Origin of the sequence: Pseudomonas sp. PB101 (assembly GCF_009764265.1) — a bacterium.
GTDB lineage: Bacteria > Pseudomonadota > Gammaproteobacteria > Pseudomonadales > Pseudomonadaceae > Aquipseudomonas.
The window spans coordinates 1-16,628 of record NZ_RWIR01000085.1; the positions used below are offsets into that span (position 1 = coordinate 1).

The following is a 16,628-nucleotide window of genomic DNA, read 5'->3' on the forward strand; positions in this document are numbered from 1 at the left end:
TGCGCAAAGACGTGCAGATGGTGTTCCAGAGCCCGTACGCCTCGTTGAACCCGCGGCAGAAAGTCGGCGACCAGCTGGCCGAACCGCTGCTGATCAACACCAACCTGAGCGCCGCGCAACGTCGCGAGAAAGTCCAGGCGATGATGAAGCAGGTGGGCTTGCGTCCCGAGCACTACCAGCGTTATCCGCACATGTTCTCCGGCGGTCAGCGCCAGCGGATCGCCCTGGCCCGCGCAATGATGCTGCAACCGAAAGTGCTGGTCGCGGACGAACCGACCTCGGCGCTGGACGTGTCGATCCAGGCCCAGGTGCTGAACCTGTTCATGGACCTGCAGCAGGAGTTCAACACCGCCTACGTGTTCATCTCGCACAACCTGGCGGTGGTGCAACACGTGGCCGATGACGTGATGGTGATGTACCTCGGTCGCCCGGTGGAAATGGGTCCGAAGAACGCCATCTACGAACGCCCCCTGCACCCTTACACCCAGGCCCTGTTGTCGGCAACGCCAACGATTCACCCGGACCCGAACAAACCGAAAATCAAGATCGTCGGCGAGTTGCCCAACCCGCTGAACCCGCCACCCGGCTGCGCGTTCCACAAGCGCTGCCCGTACGCCACCGAACGTTGCAGCACTGAAGAGCCGGCCCTGCGCCTGCTCGACGGGCGCCAGGTGGCTTGCCACTACGCCGAGCAATTCCTCGACGGCGCGGCATAAAAACGCCTCGGTCACCGAGGCGCACTTGAATCAGGCAAACCCCTTCTCTTTCGATTGCGTATCAATCGACGGAGGAGGGGTTTTCTTTTGCCTGTCGAGATATTGCAACGGACTCAAAACTCGATCAGATCGTCCAGAATAGTGATGCCAGTTCCGAAAAGGGAAGCTTTTATTCTTAGAGACATGTCGCCGGGATTACCCCTCAGTACATAGATATGATCCGACAATTTGGAGCTTTCAAGTTTGTAGAGCTTAAGGGCACCAGCGTTCTTTCCAGGGCTCAGTTTCAAGCAGGCCTGAATCTTGGTCGCTCGCGAAGTGACGTTATAGGGGTTTTTTCCATAGATGGTCTCGGAGAGTTTCTGGAGCGGCATGGCGTCCGGCGCGAGATCGGTGACGTATAAGCCGGCATACCCGCGCTGGGGCTTGCCAAAGGCATTGTTTGTCGAGTTATCCAGCAATGCGCCACCTTCCGCGCGAAAGCGTCCGAGTTTCTCTTTATTGACATAGTGATACATGTGTTCAGGCCAGTCAGAGGGTGCCAGCTCCTTTTCCGTCACAGCGGGAAATGGGTCGTAGTGTCTTAACGGCCCTGCAGTTTTTTTTGCCGGTGGTGATGCGCCATCGTCGGGAGTGCCTGCAGCTCGCTTCCCCTGCCTTACGCCTGCACGCAACCGTAACCGGGTATCGATCGACCATTGTCCCGTACCGTCACGTCTGATAAACGGACCGGGAACTCCGGTATCGATCGGGTGAATGACCATTTCCACCCCTTCCTCGATGGATGCCCGGAACAGACGTCCATCGATCAACGCATGCCATCTGTTCTGATAGCGGTAAAGCCCTCTATAGCGTCCTTGGATAACCGGAGTTTCGAGCTCTTTCGGCATTTCGACTTTGAAATTATCGAGCCACCGAATCTGACCTGGAGACAGCTTCTGCCGGGGCGTCGACCATGAAAAATCGGTCAGTGCCGAATCGAAATGAACGGGAGTACCTGGCGGCGCAGCGTCTGTTTCTTCGATGACCAGCTGTTCCGCTGCCAACTTCTCTTGCACATCTTGCACAGGTATTTCGGCGGGCTCTTCACCCTTTACCGAGAGCTTCGATAGGCGGGGAGAGTGCAGAAGCACCATGCCGATATTCAGCAAAAGATCGATGACGGCGACTGATTTATCTGTCACACGTTTATCTTGCAGCGCCCGCAGATCATCATTGAGGCTGACGGTGAATTGTATCAGCCAGCCGGCGACCGCTGCCGGGCCGGTCAAGAGCGGCAGGATAGATTCGAAGATCAGCCATCCACCCTTTTTGAACAATGCCCAACGACTATCGGCGTTGGAAACCGCTGTTACTGTCGCGAGCTCGACCAGTGCCTGGCTGTTGGCAGCGAACAAAGCCTGGAAAATATCACCGCGCAGTTCCTCAGAGGGTACCAAATCCAGACTTTTGTACTTCATATAGCCAGTAATGAGACCAGAACCGGCAAAGATCGGTACATTCGTTAAATAGCTCTCAATGGGACCACTGACAAAAATCGATTCATACCAAGTGTCGATGCTATCCCTGACTTCACCTGATTGCGTTATCGCTTCCTGCAACGCTGCCAATGAGGGGTATTCAATCAACGACTCAGGGTAGAGCGGGCGGTAGAGAATATGCGGGCCGGCTTCGCTGTCACGCGAGCCGATGACAAACATGTTCGGTACTACTCCTCCATATAGCGTGAGTGATTTGATAACGATCACCTGTCCTGCCACTGGATCATCGGGGTGGTTGCTCATTACGGCGGCGACATAACGAAAGCCCGACTCAGTGAAACCGCAGGTGCGCCTGATTTTGTTTTCCAGAGCTAACATCGGCAATTGAGTGCGCAGTTGACAGGCATATATTTTCGTTCTTGCCTGAACTTCCATCTTGTTATCGATCAGATGCCGCCTGAGTGTTTCAGGATAGGTTTTACCGATATCGACGTTTTGGACCAGCTCTTTGAGATAGTCCCCATCCAGCCAATCGGGCAAAGCCCGCCCAGTCTGGCTGCGGACCGTGATTTTTCCGCCTGGCAGGCCTATGAGGTTTTCCAGGGCAAAGTCGATCAGGTTCAAATACACCGGCTCGATCCACCCCCACCCCCCCGGCACACCATGAGCGACGGCGATCTTCAGTTCAATGTCAGCCGGGGCAATGTACGACGCAGCAGTGTCATGGTGGTCGTGTCGGATCCGTTCTTGCAGGACCCGTTCGGTAAACTGGCGTATCGGTTCGATATCTTGAAAGAAGGATTGCCCTTTGTTTTCTTGATGAGTTGCAGCTAGCGTGGTGAGGTATTGCCGATAGGTGAAGCGATCGCTGTCTGAGGCGTCTTGCAACCAGTCGGGCATCGTCTCCTGTATACGAACAAGCGCGCTGTTGTCTTGCGCCAAACCCAAGTCGAAATCTACGCTCAGATCGGTCAAGTGAGCGAACTGCTGCTCCACTGTGTCGAACATCTGGTCGACGGGTAACTGCACATTGTTCAGCTGATTCAAGCAATCTTCGAATAATACCTGGGTCAGGCAGTCAAAAATATTTCCATCAGGCTCCAGACGCTGCCACTGGAGCCCATCAAGCACCCAGCGGCGGTTCAGTTTTTGCCCTATCTCTGTCGCGAGTCCTTCCAGAGTTTGAAAGATCAGTATCTTGCCAGAGGGCTCATAAAGCAGAATCAGCTCATGGTCGATCATTGTCCGGGTGATCAATAAAGCTGGGTAGGGCATTGAAAGTTGATGGTGTGCGGCATCCAGAGTGACTTCGATGATGCAAGCCCGGGCATGGTCTTGCCCGTAACGTGCCTGTCGCTGTGTCCTGTCGGGGCAGGCCACGACTTGTAGCAGGGTCGCGCGCAGTTCCTCGTCCAGTCGCCAGGGGTTGCTGGAGTTCAGGGCGTTGGATGACAGATTGTCCTTGAGCACGTCTGCAAGCCACAACCATCGGCTTTTGCCCGTGCTTGCGGGCTCTTGCCAAAAACTCATCAGTGCTTGTTGCAAGTCGCCAATCATTGCTTCGCAGGCACTGTTGATGATGTCTGCAATGGTATCTGTCGGTATGTTGGGCACAACTGTTGAACGGGCACTGGGCATCTGTGCCAGTAGATATCGAGTTTGCGGGTAAGTTGCGAGGCGACCTTGGGCAAATACCTCCAGCAGTTCATCAAGCAAAGGTATACGTCGACTGTTTTCGTCTGGCGATTTCTGCGAAAGGTCAATAATCAGGAGGAGGTCAACGTCAACGTCAACGTCAAGTTCAGGACAGCGCTCGCTGAGCAAGCGCTGAAGAGTTTGTTTGGCTACGGTGCGTAATGTAGGCCGTGCCGCAAACTGCTGGTTGATTGCGTGCACCAGCCCAAAGGGCGAGTAACGATTTTTTGTATCAGGAGTGTTTTTAGGCATTTCCGGGATTCCTTCCATGGAATGTGAGCAAACAGGCGCAATACCTGCGTCCAAGGAAAGCAATAGCAGACTGGCAGTTCATTTATCGTGAACGGAATGAAGGGTAACAAAAGAGTCACTGCGCGCTTTTGCTTTACACAATTGCGATTGAGCATCTGCATATGCCCTTGAACACCGCAATCTCGCTTTTTTGCAGAAAAGTAACTGTCATTGCTTAGAGTTTCGAACACCCGGCTGTTTTGTTTGAATCCTGTCGGTGACTCATGGGCTGTGCTGACAGGCTTGTCACACGACACACGGTCTATATCCAGAAGTGTTCAAACTAAAAGGACAGACCTGGTCTTCGGCAGTGTCGTCATTCCTGTCGCACAGCATGATTATTCCCAAGTGGAGTTGATCGACGGTTGTCTGCAGTGTGATGGAAATCCTACAAGGGTCCGGAAGAAGGGGTTTGTTTTGTCTGAAATTTACGTCTGGCTGTCGCCTTCATCGGCATCATCAGAGTCCGGCTCGTCTGTGGTCGAGTCGTCGTCGTTGTCAGCACCACCCTGCCCCTGATCTCCCGGCTCCGATTCGGATTTGGCGAGCATCAACCCCGCGTAACCCGCCTGCCCGCTTGAAGCCTGTTCCCCGTGATCGACGCACTCGGCCCACGCCAGCGAAGTTCCGAGCGAGAGCATCACCATCACCTTCAACAGCAGTAAAACGCGAAACAACCTGTTCATAGCCGATTCCTTCCTTTCGTAGAGTGCCTGTCTGGCGCTGAGTCAAATCTAGTTCCGATCAGCCGGGTTCTCCAGATTGGATGCTCTGGCGCGAAGGAAAATGCAGCGGGTTTAGAGACCGGTTTGGAATAGGGGTTATTCCCAACGACTCCTGTAGGAGCGAGCCTGCTCGCGATGATCTCGGCCGCGCTGCGTTTATCCTGAAAGGGCGCGTCATCGTTAGCCTCCATCGCGAGCAGGCTCGCTCCTACAGGGAATTGCGCCAGGCAATAAAAAACCCCGCTGCTTTCGCGAACGGGGTTTTTGATTTTCAACTCAGCGCTTAATGATGCTCGCGCGTCGCACGGAATTTCACGTCCGGCCAGCGCTCTTCCATCAACGCCAGGTTGACCCGCGTAGGCGCGAGGTAGGTCAGGTGACCACCGCCGTCCAGTGCCAGGTTTTCCACGGCCTTGTTGGAAAATTCCTCAAGCTTCTTCTTGTCGCTGCATTCGATCCAGCGCGCGGAATAAACGGTGATCGGCTCGTAGGAGCACTCGACCTTGTATTCCTCTTTCAAGCGGCTGGCGACCACATCGAACTGCAGCACACCGACGGCGCCGAGGATGATGTCGTTGCTGCGCTCCGGGAAGAACACCTGGGTCGCGCCTTCTTCGGCCAGTTGCTGCAGACCTTGACGCAGTTGCTTGGATTTCAGCGGGTCTTTCAGGCGTACGCGACGGAACAGTTCCGGAGCGAAGTGCGGGATGCCGGTGAAGCCCAGGACTTCGCCTTCGCTGAAGGTGTCGCCGATCTGGATGGTGCCGTGGTTGTGCAGGCCGATGATGTCGCCGGCAAACGCTTCTTCCAATTGCTCACGCTCAGAGGAGAAGAAGGTCAGCGCGTCGCCGATCCGCACGTCCTTGCCGGTGCGCACGTGGCGCATCTTCATGCCTTTTTCGTACTTGCCGGAGCAGATACGCATGAAGGCGATGCGGTCGCGGTGTTTCGGGTCCATGTTCGCCTGGATCTTGAAGATGAAGCCCGAGAACTTCTCTTCCACCGGCTCCACGGTACGCTCGTTGGCCACGCGCGCCAGTGGGCGCGGCGCCCAATCAACGACGGCGTCGAGTACGTGGTCGACACCGAAGTTGCCCAGTGCGGTACCGAAGAACACCGGGGTCAGTTGACCGTCGAGGAACTCCTGCTGGTTGAACTCGTGGCAGGCGCCCTGCACCAGTTCCAGCTGCTCGATGAAGCGCTCGTACTCATCACCCAGATGCGCCCGGGCTTCATCGGAGTCGAGCTTCTCGATGATCTTGGTTTCGGTGCGCTCGTGGCCGTGACCGGCGGTGTACACGATGATGTAGTCATCGGCGAGGTGGTAAACACCCTTGAAGTCGCGGTAGCAACCAATCGGCCAGGTGATCGGCGCCGCCTTGATCTTCAGGACCGCTTCGATTTCGTCGAGCAGTTCGATCGGGTCGCGGATGTCACGGTCGAGTTTGTTGATGAAGCTGACGATCGGCGTGTCACGCAGACGACAGACGTCCATCAGGGCGATGGTCCGTGGCTCTACACCTTTACCGCCGTCGAGCACCATCAAGGCCGAGTCCACCGCCGTCAGGGTGCGGTAGGTATCTTCGGAGAAGTCTTCGTGGCCCGGGGTGTCGAGCAGGTTGATCATGTGTTCGCGATACGGGAACTGCATGACCGACGTGGTAATGGAAATACCCCGCTGCTTTTCCATTTCCATCCAGTCGGAGGTGGCATGGCGGTCGGATTTACGAGATTTCACCGTACCGGCTACCGCAATCGCCTTGCCCATCAGCAAGAGTTTCTCGGTGATGGTGGTCTTACCGGCATCGGGGTGGGAAATAATGGCGAAAGTGCGGCGTTTCGCGACTTCGGCGGCCTGTTTGGTCATGGGAAATCGCCTGGCAGGTGATTCAAAAAAGGGCGCAGATTATAGCCCAAGTTGATGGAAGAACCGAACCGTTGAGCACATTAGGGGTGGCCAAATGCTGCTTCAGATGGGAACCTTTTAAGTCACGGAGACGTCCACTCCCCCGTAACGACCACTCGTCGGGGGCCTGAAACACCTGCAATTCAGCCTGACGAGGCTGTGCTCATGGCTCGATATGCCGTACGCGCACCCCTGTAGGAGCGAGCCTGCTCGCGATGGACGCCAACGATAACGCTGGGTACCTGAAGGTACGCGTTGTCTGGACGTTTTTCGCGAGCAGGCTCGCTCCTACAGTGAAGCGCGCTCGGCAAGAGCTGCTTATCGCGATCATTTTTTCGGCAGCCAGGAATGGCGTTGCCACACGAAAATCTGTTCGCCGACTGAAAAAAGGAGTCCGCCTGTGGCTATCCGCTATGGCAAAGGGCTGATGGGAGGCGCGCTGGTAATCGCCCTTCTGGCCCTGCTGATCCAATGGATCGGCATCAACACGATCGAACACTACCGCGACGATTTGTTGTTTTACCTGCAAGCTCACCTGATTCTCGTCCTCGCGTCCATGCTGGCCGCCCTTGTCGTGGGCATTCCTGCCGGCATCCTCCTCAGCCGCCCGTCCATGGTCGGTCGCGCCGAGCGCTTCATGCAGTTCTTCAATATCGGCAACACCGTTCCGCCTCTGGCCGTCCTGGCCATCGCCTTGGGCATCCTCGGCATCGGCAGCGGTCCCGCCATCTTCGCCCTGTTCCTCGCCTCGTTGCTGCCCATCGTGCGCAACACTTACGAAGGCCTGAAAAACGTCCAGGGTTCGCTCAAGGAAGCTGCCACCGGCATCGGCATGACCCCGCGCCAGGTGTTGTGGAAAGTCGAATTGCCCAACGCCGTGCCGATCATTATCGGTGGCGTGCGCGTGGCGCTGGCGATCAATGTCGGGACCGCGCCGCTGGCGTTCCTGATCGGCGCCAACAGTCTCGGCAGCCTGATCTTCCCCGGCATCGCCCTGAACAATCAGCCGCAACTGTTGCTCGGCGCCGCGTGTACCGCGCTGCTGGCCTTGTTGCTGGATGGACTGGTGACACTCGCCAGCCGTCTCTGGCTCGAACGCGGCTTGCGCCCGTCTTAAGCCCCGGCAAAGGAATCGTCATGAAAACATCAAGCTTTTTACTAGGCTGCGTCCTGCTGTGCGCAGGATTTGCCCAGGCTGCGGAAAAACCGGTTATCCGCATCGGCGCCCGGGTGTTCACCGAACAGACCCTGCTGGCGGAAATCACCTCGCAGTACCTGCGCACCAAAGGTTACGAAGTGCAAGTGACCGGTGGTCTGGGCAGCAACCTGGCCCGCAGCGCCCATGAAAGCGGCCAGCTGGACATGCTCTGGGAATACACCGGCGTTTCGCTGGTGGCCTACAACCACGTCACTGAAAAACTCGACAGCGAACAGTCCTACGCCCGGGTGAAAGAACTCGACGCGAAAAAAGGCCTGGTCTGGCTCACTCCGTCGAAATTCAGCAATACCTACGCCCTCGCCCTGCCGAAGAACGTCGCGGACCAATACCCGCAGATCAACACCATCAGCGAGCTGAACACGGTGCTGCGCAAAGAAGCCAAGACCAACAATCTGGTGGCGCTGGATACCGAGTTCGCCAACCGCTCGGACGGACTGGATGGCATGGTCAAGCTGTACGACATGAACCTGACCCGCAAGAACATCCGCCAGATGGACGCCGGGTTGGTCTACACCGCACTGCGCAACGGCCAGGTGTTTGCCGGCCTGGTCTACACCACCGACGGTCGCCTCAACGCTTTCAAGTTGAAACTGCTGGAAGACGACAAGCATTACTTCCCCGACTACACCGCAGCGCCCGTGGTGCGCCAGGCCTACCTCGATGCGCATCCGCAACTGGTCGAACAACTCAAGCCGCTGGCCGAACTGTTCGACGACAACACCATGCGCGAGCTCAACGCGCGGGTCGATGTCGATCACCAGAGCCCTTCAACCGTTGCCGCCGATTTCCTGCGCCAACACCCGATCAATTAAGGAGGAAAAGTCATGGAATTCCTGAACGCCTTTTCCCATCTCGACTGGCCACTGGTCCTGCATCTGACGAGGCAACACATCACCCTCGTCGGTATTGCCGTGACCCTGGCGATTCTGGTCGGTGTGCCGCTGGGCATTTTGATGACGCGCTTCCCGAGCCTCGCTGGCCCCTTGCAGGCCAGCGCCACGGTGCTGCTGACCGTGCCGTCGATTGCCCTGTTCGGCCTGCTGCTGCCGTTCTACTCCAAGTTCGGTCAGGGCCTCGGTCCGATGCCGGCGATCACCGCCGTGTTCCTCTACTCGCTGCTGCCGATCATGCGTAACACCTACCTCGCGCTGACCAGTGTCGAACCGGGCATCCGCGAAGCCGCGCGCGGCATCGGCATGACCTTCGGCCAACGCCTGCGCATGGTCGAGCTGCCCATCGCCGTGCCGGTGATCCTCGCCGGCGTACGCACCGCCGTGGTCATGAACATCGGCGTCATGACCATCGCCGCCACCATCGGCGCCGGCGGCCTGGGCGTGCTCATCCTCGCTTCCATCAGCCGCAGCGACATGTCGATGCTGATTGTCGGCGCCGTGCTGGTCAGTGTGCTGGCGATCATCGCCGACCTCATGCTGCAAGTGCTGCAACGCTCGTTGACTCCAAAAGGACTCCTGAAATGATCGAACTTCAAAACCTCGGCAAGACCTTCCAAAGCAACGGCAAAGACGTGAAAGCCGTGGACTCGGTGAGCCTGACCGTCAATGAAGGCGAAATCTGTGTGTTCCTCGGGCCATCGGGTTGCGGCAAGAGCACCACGCTGAAAATGATCAACCGCCTGATCAAGCCGACCTCGGGCAAGATCCTGATCAACGGCGAAGACACCACCGGCCTCGACGAAGTGACGCTGCGCCGCAACATCGGCTACGTGATCCAGCAGATCGGCCTGTTCCCGAACATGACCATCGAGGAGAACATCGTGGTCGTGCCGAAGCTGCTCGGCTGGGACAAGCAGAAGTGCCACGACCGCGCCCGCGAATTGATGAGCATGATCAAGCTCGAACCCAAGCAGTATCTGCATCGCTATCCACGGGAGTTGTCCGGTGGCCAGCAGCAGCGGATCGGCGTGATTCGCGCACTGGCGGCCGATGCGCCGCTGTTGCTGATGGACGAACCGTTCGGCGCGGTCGACCCGATCAACCGCGAGATGATCCAGAACGAGTTCTTCGAAATGCAGCGGGCGCTGAACAAGACCGTGATCATGGTCAGCCATGACATCGATGAGGCGATCAAGCTTGGCGACAAGATCGCGATCTTCCGCGCCGGCAAGCTGTTGCAGATCGATCACCCGGACACGCTGCTCGCGCATCCGGCGGATGAATTCGTCAGCAACTTCGTCGGCCAGGACAGCACGCTCAAACGCCTGTTGCTGGTGAAGGCCGAAGACGCGGCGGACAACGCGCCCTCCGTCAGCCCGCAAACCCCGGTGGCCGAAGCGCTGGAGTTGATGGATGAACACGACCGCCGTTACGTGGTGGTGACCTGCACCGAGAACAAAGCCCTGGGTTATGTAAGACGTCGCGACCTGCACCGTCAGACCGGTACCTGTGCGCAGTACCAACGCGAGTTCAACGCCACGGCAGCGTACGACGAGCATTTGCGCATCCTGCTGTCGCGCATGTACGAGTTCAACAGGGCGTGGTTGCCGGTGATGGATGCCGAGCGGGTGTTTTTGGGAGAGGTGACACAGGAGTCGATTGCGGCTTATTTGAGCTCAGGCCGGTCGCGGGGGATGAAGACCAGCATCGTGTCACCGGCCGAAGCGGTCATCAGTTAAGACTCTAAATCTGTAGGAGCCGGCTTGCTGGCGATAGCGGTAGGCCAGACGATAGGGATTTCATCTGCAAAATCGCTTTCGCCAGCAAGCCGGCTCCTACAAATGTCGTTGTTGGCCATTTTTTTTGTGATGAACAGACCGGAAAAAAATATCAACACGCCCTGCGACACAAACCACACATAAACACCTGTCACAAAAGCCAAAAAACGCCCCGAAACGACCTTCTCGAGGCAAACTTCGCCCATATTGTCGCCATCGTACTTCCTAGCGACTTAGCGCACAAAAGCATCGAACGTGCAGGTATTTTTAACACTTCAGAATTCTTCGGGAACATCCGACTGTCATCTGAGTCGGTTACAACGAGTGAAGAACGTAACGCACGTCAGAAGCGTGCAAAAACGCGACATTTTTTGTTGATCTCAAGCCCCTCACGCCCTAAAGTTCGCGCCGAACGTCCATGCTGGAAACGATCCATCCGGCTCAAGTACTGACGACGAGACAGCAAGGCCAAGGGAAAGCTGCACTTCCCATGGCCTTTTTGCTTTCGGCGACATGCCTTGGGAAGTAGGCGAACCAAAGTGGGGATACGGAGGACGTTCATTTGCACCCATTGATCAAATTAGTTTGCCCTTAGGTAGGAGTTCCCAGCATGTCGATCAACGTCGAAGATTATTTCGCGCGCGCCACTTTTGACAAAATGAAGGCGTTCGCCGACAAGCAAGAAACCCCGTTCGTGGTGATCGACACCGCGATGATCAGCCAGGCCTACGATGACCTGCGCGCCGGTTTCGAATTCGCCAAAGTTTATTACGCGGTCAAGGCCAACCCTGCCGTCGAGATCATCGACCTGTTGAAAGACAAGGGTTCGAGCTTCGACATCGCCTCGATCTACGAGCTGGACAAGGTCATGGACCGCGGCGTCAGCGCCGACCGAATCAGCTACGGCAACACCATCAAGAAATCCAAGGACATCCGTTACTTCTACGAGAAGGGCGTGCGCCTGTTCTCCACCGACTCCGAAGCCGACCTGCGCAACATCGCCAAGGCCGCTCCGGGCTCGAAAGTCTACGTACGTATCCTGACCGAAGGCTCGACCACTGCCGACTGGCCACTGTCGCGCAAATTCGGCTGCCAGACCGACATGGCCATGGACCTGCTGATCCTCGCCCGCGACCTGGGCCTGGTGCCTTACGGCATCTCCTTCCACGTCGGCTCGCAGCAGCGCGACATCAGCGTCTGGGACGCAGCGATCGCCAAGGTCAAAGTGATCTTCGAACGCCTGAAGGAAGAAGACGGCATCCACCTGAAGCTGATCAACATGGGCGGCGGCTTCCCGGCCAACTACATCACCCGCACCAACAGCCTGGAAACCTACGCTGAAGAAATCATCCGTTTCCTCAAGGAAGACTTCGGTGACGATCTGCCGGAAATCATCCTGGAACCTGGCCGTTCGTTGATCGCCAACGCCGGCATCCTGGTCAGCGAAGTGGTACTGGTTGCGCGTAAATCCCGCACCGCCGTCGAGCGTTGGGTGTACACGGATGTGGGTAAATTCTCCGGCCTGATCGAAACCATGGACGAAGCCATCAAGTTCCCGATCTGGACCGAGAAAAAAGGCGAGATGGAAGAAGTGGTCATCGCCGGCCCGACCTGTGACAGCGCCGACATCATGTACGAAAACTACAAGTACGGCCTGCCGCTGAACCTGGCCATCGGTGATCGCCTGTACTGGCTGTCGACCGGTGCGTACACCACCAGCTACAGCGCCGTCGAGTTCAATGGCTTCCCGCCGCTGAAGTCGTTCTACGTGTAAATACACCACGCTGAAAACAAAAAGCCCATGACGCGTCATGGGCTTTTTTGTTTTCTACGCACATCCCTGTGGGAGCGAGCTTGCTCGCGATGGCGATAGGTCAGTCAGCATTGATGTTGAATGTCATGACGTCATCGCGAGCAAGCTCGCTCCCACAAAGGCTCAAGAGACTCGGGTTAATTCGACGACTCGATGATGGAATTCGTGGGCCAGCGCCTGAATCCTCGGATCGGTCGCGCCCATCAACGCCTGACTCGCCACCCGCAAAAAATTCAGGTTGCCACCGGCCAACGCCTTGCGCAGCCAGACCAATGCATCCTCGATATTCCCTTCGCCGGTCAACACCGCCGCAAAGCTGAACTGCCCGCGAAAATCCCCGCCCTCGGCCGAACGTCGATACCAGTTACGAGCCGCCGCCGGATCCGCCGGACAGACCCGCCCTTCTTCCAGATACCGTCCCAACAGATTCATCGATTTCGCATGACCCAACTCAGCTGCACGGCGATAGAGATTCAGCGCTTGAAGCGGATCCTCAACCACCCCGCGCCCGGTCGCCAGCAGATTGGCGTAGTTGTACATCGCCCAATCCAGCCCGGCCTGCGCCGCAACTCGATAATGCCGTGCGGCAAGCGATGGATCGGCAACACAACCCCAGCCGTGTTCATGACAACGCCCGAGCATGTTGCGCGCCATCAGGTGCCCCTGGTTCGCGGCGATGCCGAACCAGCGCAGCGCCAGCGGCTGGTCCCGGGCGATGCCCTGGCCGTCGAGCAAAATCTGCCCGAGCAAGGCCTGGGCTTCGACCTCCCCTTCACGTGCAGCGATCAGGATGGCCTGGGCCGCGCGGGCCGGGCTTTCGTCGAGCATCGCGCGCAGGCGCTCGCCGTCGAGCATTTCCTCGCGGCGTAAACGAAAATCCGCCACTTACACCTCGACCCAGCGACGCAACAGGTTGTGATACGTACCGGTCAGGCGAATCAGCGATGGATGATCAGGCACATCACGGGTCAGTTGCTGGATGGCCCCATCCATCTCGAACAACAGGGCACGCTGGCTGTCTTCGCGCACCAGGCTTTGGGTCCAGAAAAACGAGGCGAATCGCGTTCCGCGTGTCACCGCGTTGACCTTGTGCAGGCTGGTGCCGGGGTACAGCACCATGTCACCGGCAGGCAATTTCACCCGCTGGGTGCCGAAGGTGTCCTGGATTTCGAGCTCGCCGCCGTCGTAATCCTCGGGCTCGCTGAAGAACAGCGTCGCGGACAGATCCGTACGCACCCGCTCGATGCTGCCTTGGGGCTGACGCACCGCGTTGTCGATATGGAAATCGAAGCTGCCCCCGGCGGTGTAACAGTTCACCAGCGGCGGAAAAACCTTGTGCGGCAGCGCAGCCGACATGAACAGCGGATTTTTCCACAGCCGCTCCAGCATCGCCGCGCCAATCTCCTTGGCCAGCGGATGCCCTTCAGGCAACTGCAGATTGTGTTTGGCCTTGGCCGACTGGTAGCCGGCGGTGACCTTGCCATCGGCCCAGTCTGCCTGCTGCAGAACCTCGCGAATGCGCTGCACCTCGTCTTTTGCGAACAGGCCGGGAATGTGCAGCAGCATGACAAGACACCTGAAAACAAAGGGACGTCAATGGTATTGATTCTTATTGCCAATGTAAAACCCGGCAGACGAATGAGTCAGCAAAAACCGTAAGGGTAAATTGTAAAGAATGTAAATTCAGTGCGAATAGTAATGTTTCGCAATTGTTACGAATACGTATTTACCCTATATTCCGCCGCCTCAAATCCTTGGGGAGGGGAATTCAAATGTCGCGTCAACAACCACAAGTACCGGTCAGTTCACCACGTTTGCTCGCATCGGCCATCGGCATGGCGATTACTGCCGGGTCTGCGGGCCACATGGTTTTCGCGGCGGAAAAAACCGACGGGAAAGCACCGGACAATGTGATTTCGCTGGGCGCCACCGCCATCACCGGCGAAGCCCAGGACGAGACAACCTACAACGTCGAGAAAGCCTCCTCGCCCAAGTACACCGCGCCACTGATCGACACGCCGCGCTCGGTGACCGTGGTTCCGCAACAAGTCTTGAAAGACACCGGTTCGATGAACCTGCAGGACGCGCTGCGCACCGTTCCAGGCATCACCTTCGGTGCCGGTGAAGGCGGAAACCCGCAAGGCGACCGGCCGTTCATCCGCGGCTTCGACGCCCAGGGCGACACCTACCTGGACGGCGTACGCGATACCGGCTCCCAGAGCCGCGAGATCTTCGCCGTTGAATCGATCGAAGTCAGCAAAGGCCCGAACTCCGCAATCGGAGGCCGTGGCGCAGCCGGTGGCAGCATCAACCTGGTCAGCAAGAAAGCGCACCTGGGCGACTCGCTCGACGGCGGTTTCACCTGGGGTTCCGACCAGACCCAGCGCTACACCTTCGACGGCAACTACCAGTTCACCGACACCGCCGCCGGCCGTCTGAACCTGATGAGCCACGAGAGCAACGTCGCCGGGCGTGACAGCGTCGACTACGACCGCTGGGGTGTTGCACCGTCCCTGGCCTTCGGCCTGGGCACGGACACTCGCGTCAACCTCGACTACTACCACCTCGAAAGCAACGACACGCCGGATTCGGGCATTCCGTACTCCATCCCGGCCGCAGGTTCGGCCGCGCGCACCAAGGCCAACCCGGACAAGCCGAACGACGGCGGCGACAGCAGCAACTTCTATGGCCTGACCGACCGCGACTTCCGCAAGGGTCGCACCGACACGGCCACCTTCGCCATCGAGCACGACCTGAGTGACGCCCTGACCATCAAGAACACCCTGCGTCACGGCTCCAGCATGCAGGACTACATCCTGACCCAGCCCGATGACAGCAAAGGCAACGTCAACAACGGCAGCGTCTGGCGCCGCGCGAATACCCGCGTGAGCAACACCGAGACCACCACCAACCAGACCGACCTGTTTGGTGATGTCTACATCGCCGGCTTCAAGAACAGCTTCTCCACCGGCGTCGAATACACCCACGAGGAAAGCGAAAAATCCTCGTACAACGTCAATACCGACACCACGCCGGGAACGCCAGCGGTGACCACCAACTGCTCGCCGGCACTGATCGGCGCGCCTAGCGGTTACAACTGCACCTCGCTGTCCAACCCGACTCCGAACGATCCGTGGAACGGCGCCATCTCGCGCAACTATGCCGGCACCGACACCAAGGCCAACACCTACGCGCTGTATGTGTTCGACACCCTGACGCTGTCCGAGCAATGGCTGGTGAACATGGGCCTGCGTTACGACCACTTCGACACCGACTACAAAACCTACAACAGTTCCAGCGTGACCACGTCCAAGGGCGATGACACCAGCGAATTCGTCACCGGTCAGTTCGGTGTGGTGTACAAGCCAGCGGAAAACGGCAGCATCTATGCGTCCTACGCAACGTCCGCCACTCCGCCGGGCAACACCCTTGGCGAAGGTTCGGAAGGCAACCCGTTGGGTGGCACACCGGATCGCAACGGCAACCTGCTGAAAAGCGACATGGAGCCGGAAACCACCAAGAACTACGAAATCGGTACCAAGTGGGACCTGCTGAACGATCGTCTGTCGCTGACCGCCGACATCTTCCGCACCGAGAAAGACAACGCTCGTGTGCAGACCAACACCACCACCTATGAAAACGCCGGTAAAACCCGCGTTCAAGGTGTCGAGCTGTCGGCCAGCGGCAAGCTCACCGACAAATGGCAAGTGTTCGCCGGTTACGCCTACATGGACAGCGAGCAAGTCGATGGTGGTGACCTGCCGGCAAACAAGATCAACAACGGCAACGAACTGCCTAACACGCCGAAAAACAGTGCCAGCCTGTGGACGACCTATCAGGTCACGCCGAAGCTGACCATCGGCGGCGGTGCGTTCTATGTCGATGACGTATTCGGCAACGTCGCCAACACCACCATGGTTGATTCCTACGTTCGTTACGACGCGATGGCAGCCTACAAGCTGAGCAAGAACGTCGACCTGCAACTTAACGTGCAGAACCTGACCGACGAAACCTACTACGACAAGGCGTTCTCGACTCACTTCGCCAATCAGGCGGCCGGTCGTACCGCTTTGCTGAGCACCAACTTCCACTTCTGATGGAAATTTGACTA

Annotated in this window: 13 protein-coding genes; 7 read left to right on the forward strand and 6 right to left on the reverse strand. The window is 57.7% G+C overall.

Translation table 11 applies throughout. The features are described 5' to 3' along the window. Positions 1–716: dipeptide ABC transporter ATP-binding protein (locus EI969_RS25910; protein ID WP_160390259.1), on the forward strand; the 716-nt coding region annotated here is incomplete at its 5' end. 113 nt (positions 717–829) lie between these two features. Here the strand turns inward: EI969_RS25910 and EI969_RS25915 are convergent. The 3 genes from EI969_RS25915 to EI969_RS25925 all read right to left on the reverse strand — a co-directional run bounded on the left by EI969_RS25915 (position 830) and on the right by EI969_RS25925 (position 6,775). Continuing rightward, a complete protein-coding gene (locus EI969_RS25915) occupies positions 830–4,144 on the reverse strand; it encodes a dermonecrotic toxin domain-containing protein (protein WP_160390260.1) in 3,315 nt (1,104 codons plus the stop codon). Positions 4,145–4,611: 467 nt separating this feature from the next. After that, complete coding sequence (locus tag EI969_RS25920; protein WP_160390261.1) at positions 4,612–4,869, reverse strand: hypothetical protein; 258 nt, start codon at positions 4,867–4,869, stop codon at positions 4,612–4,614. 322 nt (positions 4,870–5,191) lie between these two features. Then, on the reverse strand, positions 5,192–6,775 hold the full coding sequence (locus tag EI969_RS25925) for a peptide chain release factor 3 (RefSeq protein ID WP_060541686.1): 1,584 nt from the start codon (positions 6,773–6,775) through the stop codon (positions 5,192–5,194). A gap of 466 nt (positions 6,776–7,241) precedes the next feature. On the opposite strand from EI969_RS25925, the gene EI969_RS25930 reads away from it, so the two are divergent. From EI969_RS25930 to EI969_RS25945, 4 genes are read left to right on the forward strand one after another with little or no spacing between them, the layout of a single operon-like run. Continuing rightward, entirely contained in the window at positions 7,242–7,931 is a 690-nt protein-coding gene (locus tag EI969_RS25930) for an ABC transporter permease (protein ID WP_178120831.1), read from the forward strand. A 20-nt stretch (positions 7,932–7,951) separates the two neighbouring features. Continuing rightward, positions 7,952–8,845 carry a glycine betaine ABC transporter substrate-binding protein gene (locus tag EI969_RS25935; RefSeq protein ID WP_160390262.1) on the forward strand — a complete coding sequence of 298 codons (894 nt, stop codon included), beginning with the start codon at positions 7,952–7,954 and terminating at the stop codon, positions 8,843–8,845. Between the two features lie 12 nt (positions 8,846–8,857). After that, positions 8,858–9,511 (forward strand): ABC transporter permease, encoded by a 654-nt coding sequence (locus EI969_RS25940; protein WP_160390263.1) that lies wholly within the window; start codon positions 8,858–8,860, stop codon positions 9,509–9,511. Continuing rightward, on the forward strand, positions 9,508–10,665 hold the full coding sequence (locus tag EI969_RS25945; protein ID WP_160390264.1) for a betaine/proline/choline family ABC transporter ATP-binding protein: 1,158 nt from the start codon (positions 9,508–9,510) through the stop codon (positions 10,663–10,665). Before EI969_RS25940 ends, EI969_RS25945 begins: the two co-directional genes overlap by 4 nt. Here the strand turns inward: EI969_RS25945 and EI969_RS25950 are convergent. Beyond that, complete coding sequence (locus tag EI969_RS25950) at positions 10,662–10,910, reverse strand: hypothetical protein (protein ID WP_160390265.1); 249 nt, start codon at positions 10,908–10,910, stop codon at positions 10,662–10,664. The genes EI969_RS25945 and EI969_RS25950 overlap by 4 nt on opposite strands. Positions 10,911–11,314: 404 nt before the next feature. Between EI969_RS25950 and EI969_RS25955 the strand changes: the two genes are divergently transcribed. Continuing rightward, the gene (locus EI969_RS25955) at positions 11,315–12,478 is read left to right on the forward strand and encodes a type III PLP-dependent enzyme (RefSeq protein ID WP_014716890.1); all 1,164 of its coding nucleotides are present in this window, start codon (positions 11,315–11,317) and stop codon (positions 12,476–12,478) included. Between the two features lie 162 nt (positions 12,479–12,640). On the opposite strand, the gene EI969_RS25960 is transcribed toward EI969_RS25955, so the two are convergent. Both EI969_RS25960 and EI969_RS25965 read right to left on the reverse strand, forming a co-directional pair. Continuing rightward, positions 12,641–13,372, reverse strand: coding sequence for a tetratricopeptide repeat protein (locus EI969_RS25960; protein ID WP_160390282.1), 732 nt, complete (start codon positions 13,370–13,372; stop codon positions 12,641–12,643). Between the two features lie 30 nt (positions 13,373–13,402). After that, positions 13,403–14,083: a Fe2+-dependent dioxygenase gene (locus EI969_RS25965; protein ID WP_160390266.1), complete on the reverse strand. Its 681-nt coding sequence runs from the start codon at positions 14,081–14,083 to the stop codon at positions 13,403–13,405. A gap of 206 nt (positions 14,084–14,289) precedes the next feature. Between EI969_RS25965 and EI969_RS25970 the strand changes: the two genes are divergently transcribed. Further along, positions 14,290–16,614 (forward strand): TonB-dependent siderophore receptor, encoded by a 2,325-nt coding sequence (locus EI969_RS25970; protein ID WP_160390267.1) that lies wholly within the window; start codon positions 14,290–14,292, stop codon positions 16,612–16,614. The last annotated feature ends 14 nt before the right edge of the window (positions 16,615–16,628 follow it).

Excerpts from the sequence above, each read along its gene's own strand:
- EI969_RS25945 (WP_160390264.1), top strand. The coding sequence starts at position 9,508 with ATGATCGAACTTCAAAACCTCGGCAAGACCTTCCAAAGCAACGGCAAA.
- EI969_RS25930 (WP_178120831.1), top strand. The coding sequence starts at position 7,242 with ATGGGAGGCGCGCTGGTAATCGCCCTTCTGGCCCTGCTGATCCAATGG.
- EI969_RS25935 (WP_160390262.1), top strand. The coding sequence starts at position 7,952 with ATGAAAACATCAAGCTTTTTACTAGGCTGCGTCCTGCTGTGCGCAGGA.
- EI969_RS25925 (WP_060541686.1), bottom strand. The coding sequence starts at position 6,775 with ATGACCAAACAGGCCGCCGAAGTCGCGAAACGCCGCACTTTCGCCATT.
- EI969_RS25970 (WP_160390267.1), top strand. The coding sequence starts at position 14,290 with ATGTCGCGTCAACAACCACAAGTACCGGTCAGTTCACCACGTTTGCTC.
- EI969_RS25950 (WP_160390265.1), bottom strand. The coding sequence starts at position 10,910 with ATGGGCGAAGTTTGCCTCGAGAAGGTCGTTTCGGGGCGTTTTTTGGCT.
- EI969_RS25955 (WP_014716890.1), top strand. The coding sequence starts at position 11,315 with ATGTCGATCAACGTCGAAGATTATTTCGCGCGCGCCACTTTTGACAAA.
- EI969_RS25920 (WP_160390261.1), bottom strand. The coding sequence starts at position 4,869 with ATGAACAGGTTGTTTCGCGTTTTACTGCTGTTGAAGGTGATGGTGATG.
- EI969_RS25915 (WP_160390260.1), bottom strand. The coding sequence starts at position 4,144 with ATGCCTAAAAACACTCCTGATACAAAAAATCGTTACTCGCCCTTTGGG.
- EI969_RS25965 (WP_160390266.1), bottom strand. The coding sequence starts at position 14,083 with ATGCTGCTGCACATTCCCGGCCTGTTCGCAAAAGACGAGGTGCAGCGC.
- EI969_RS25960 (WP_160390282.1), bottom strand. The coding sequence starts at position 13,372 with ATGCTCGACGGCGAGCGCCTGCGCGCGATGCTCGACGAAAGCCCGGCC.
- EI969_RS25940 (WP_160390263.1), top strand. The coding sequence starts at position 8,858 with ATGGAATTCCTGAACGCCTTTTCCCATCTCGACTGGCCACTGGTCCTG.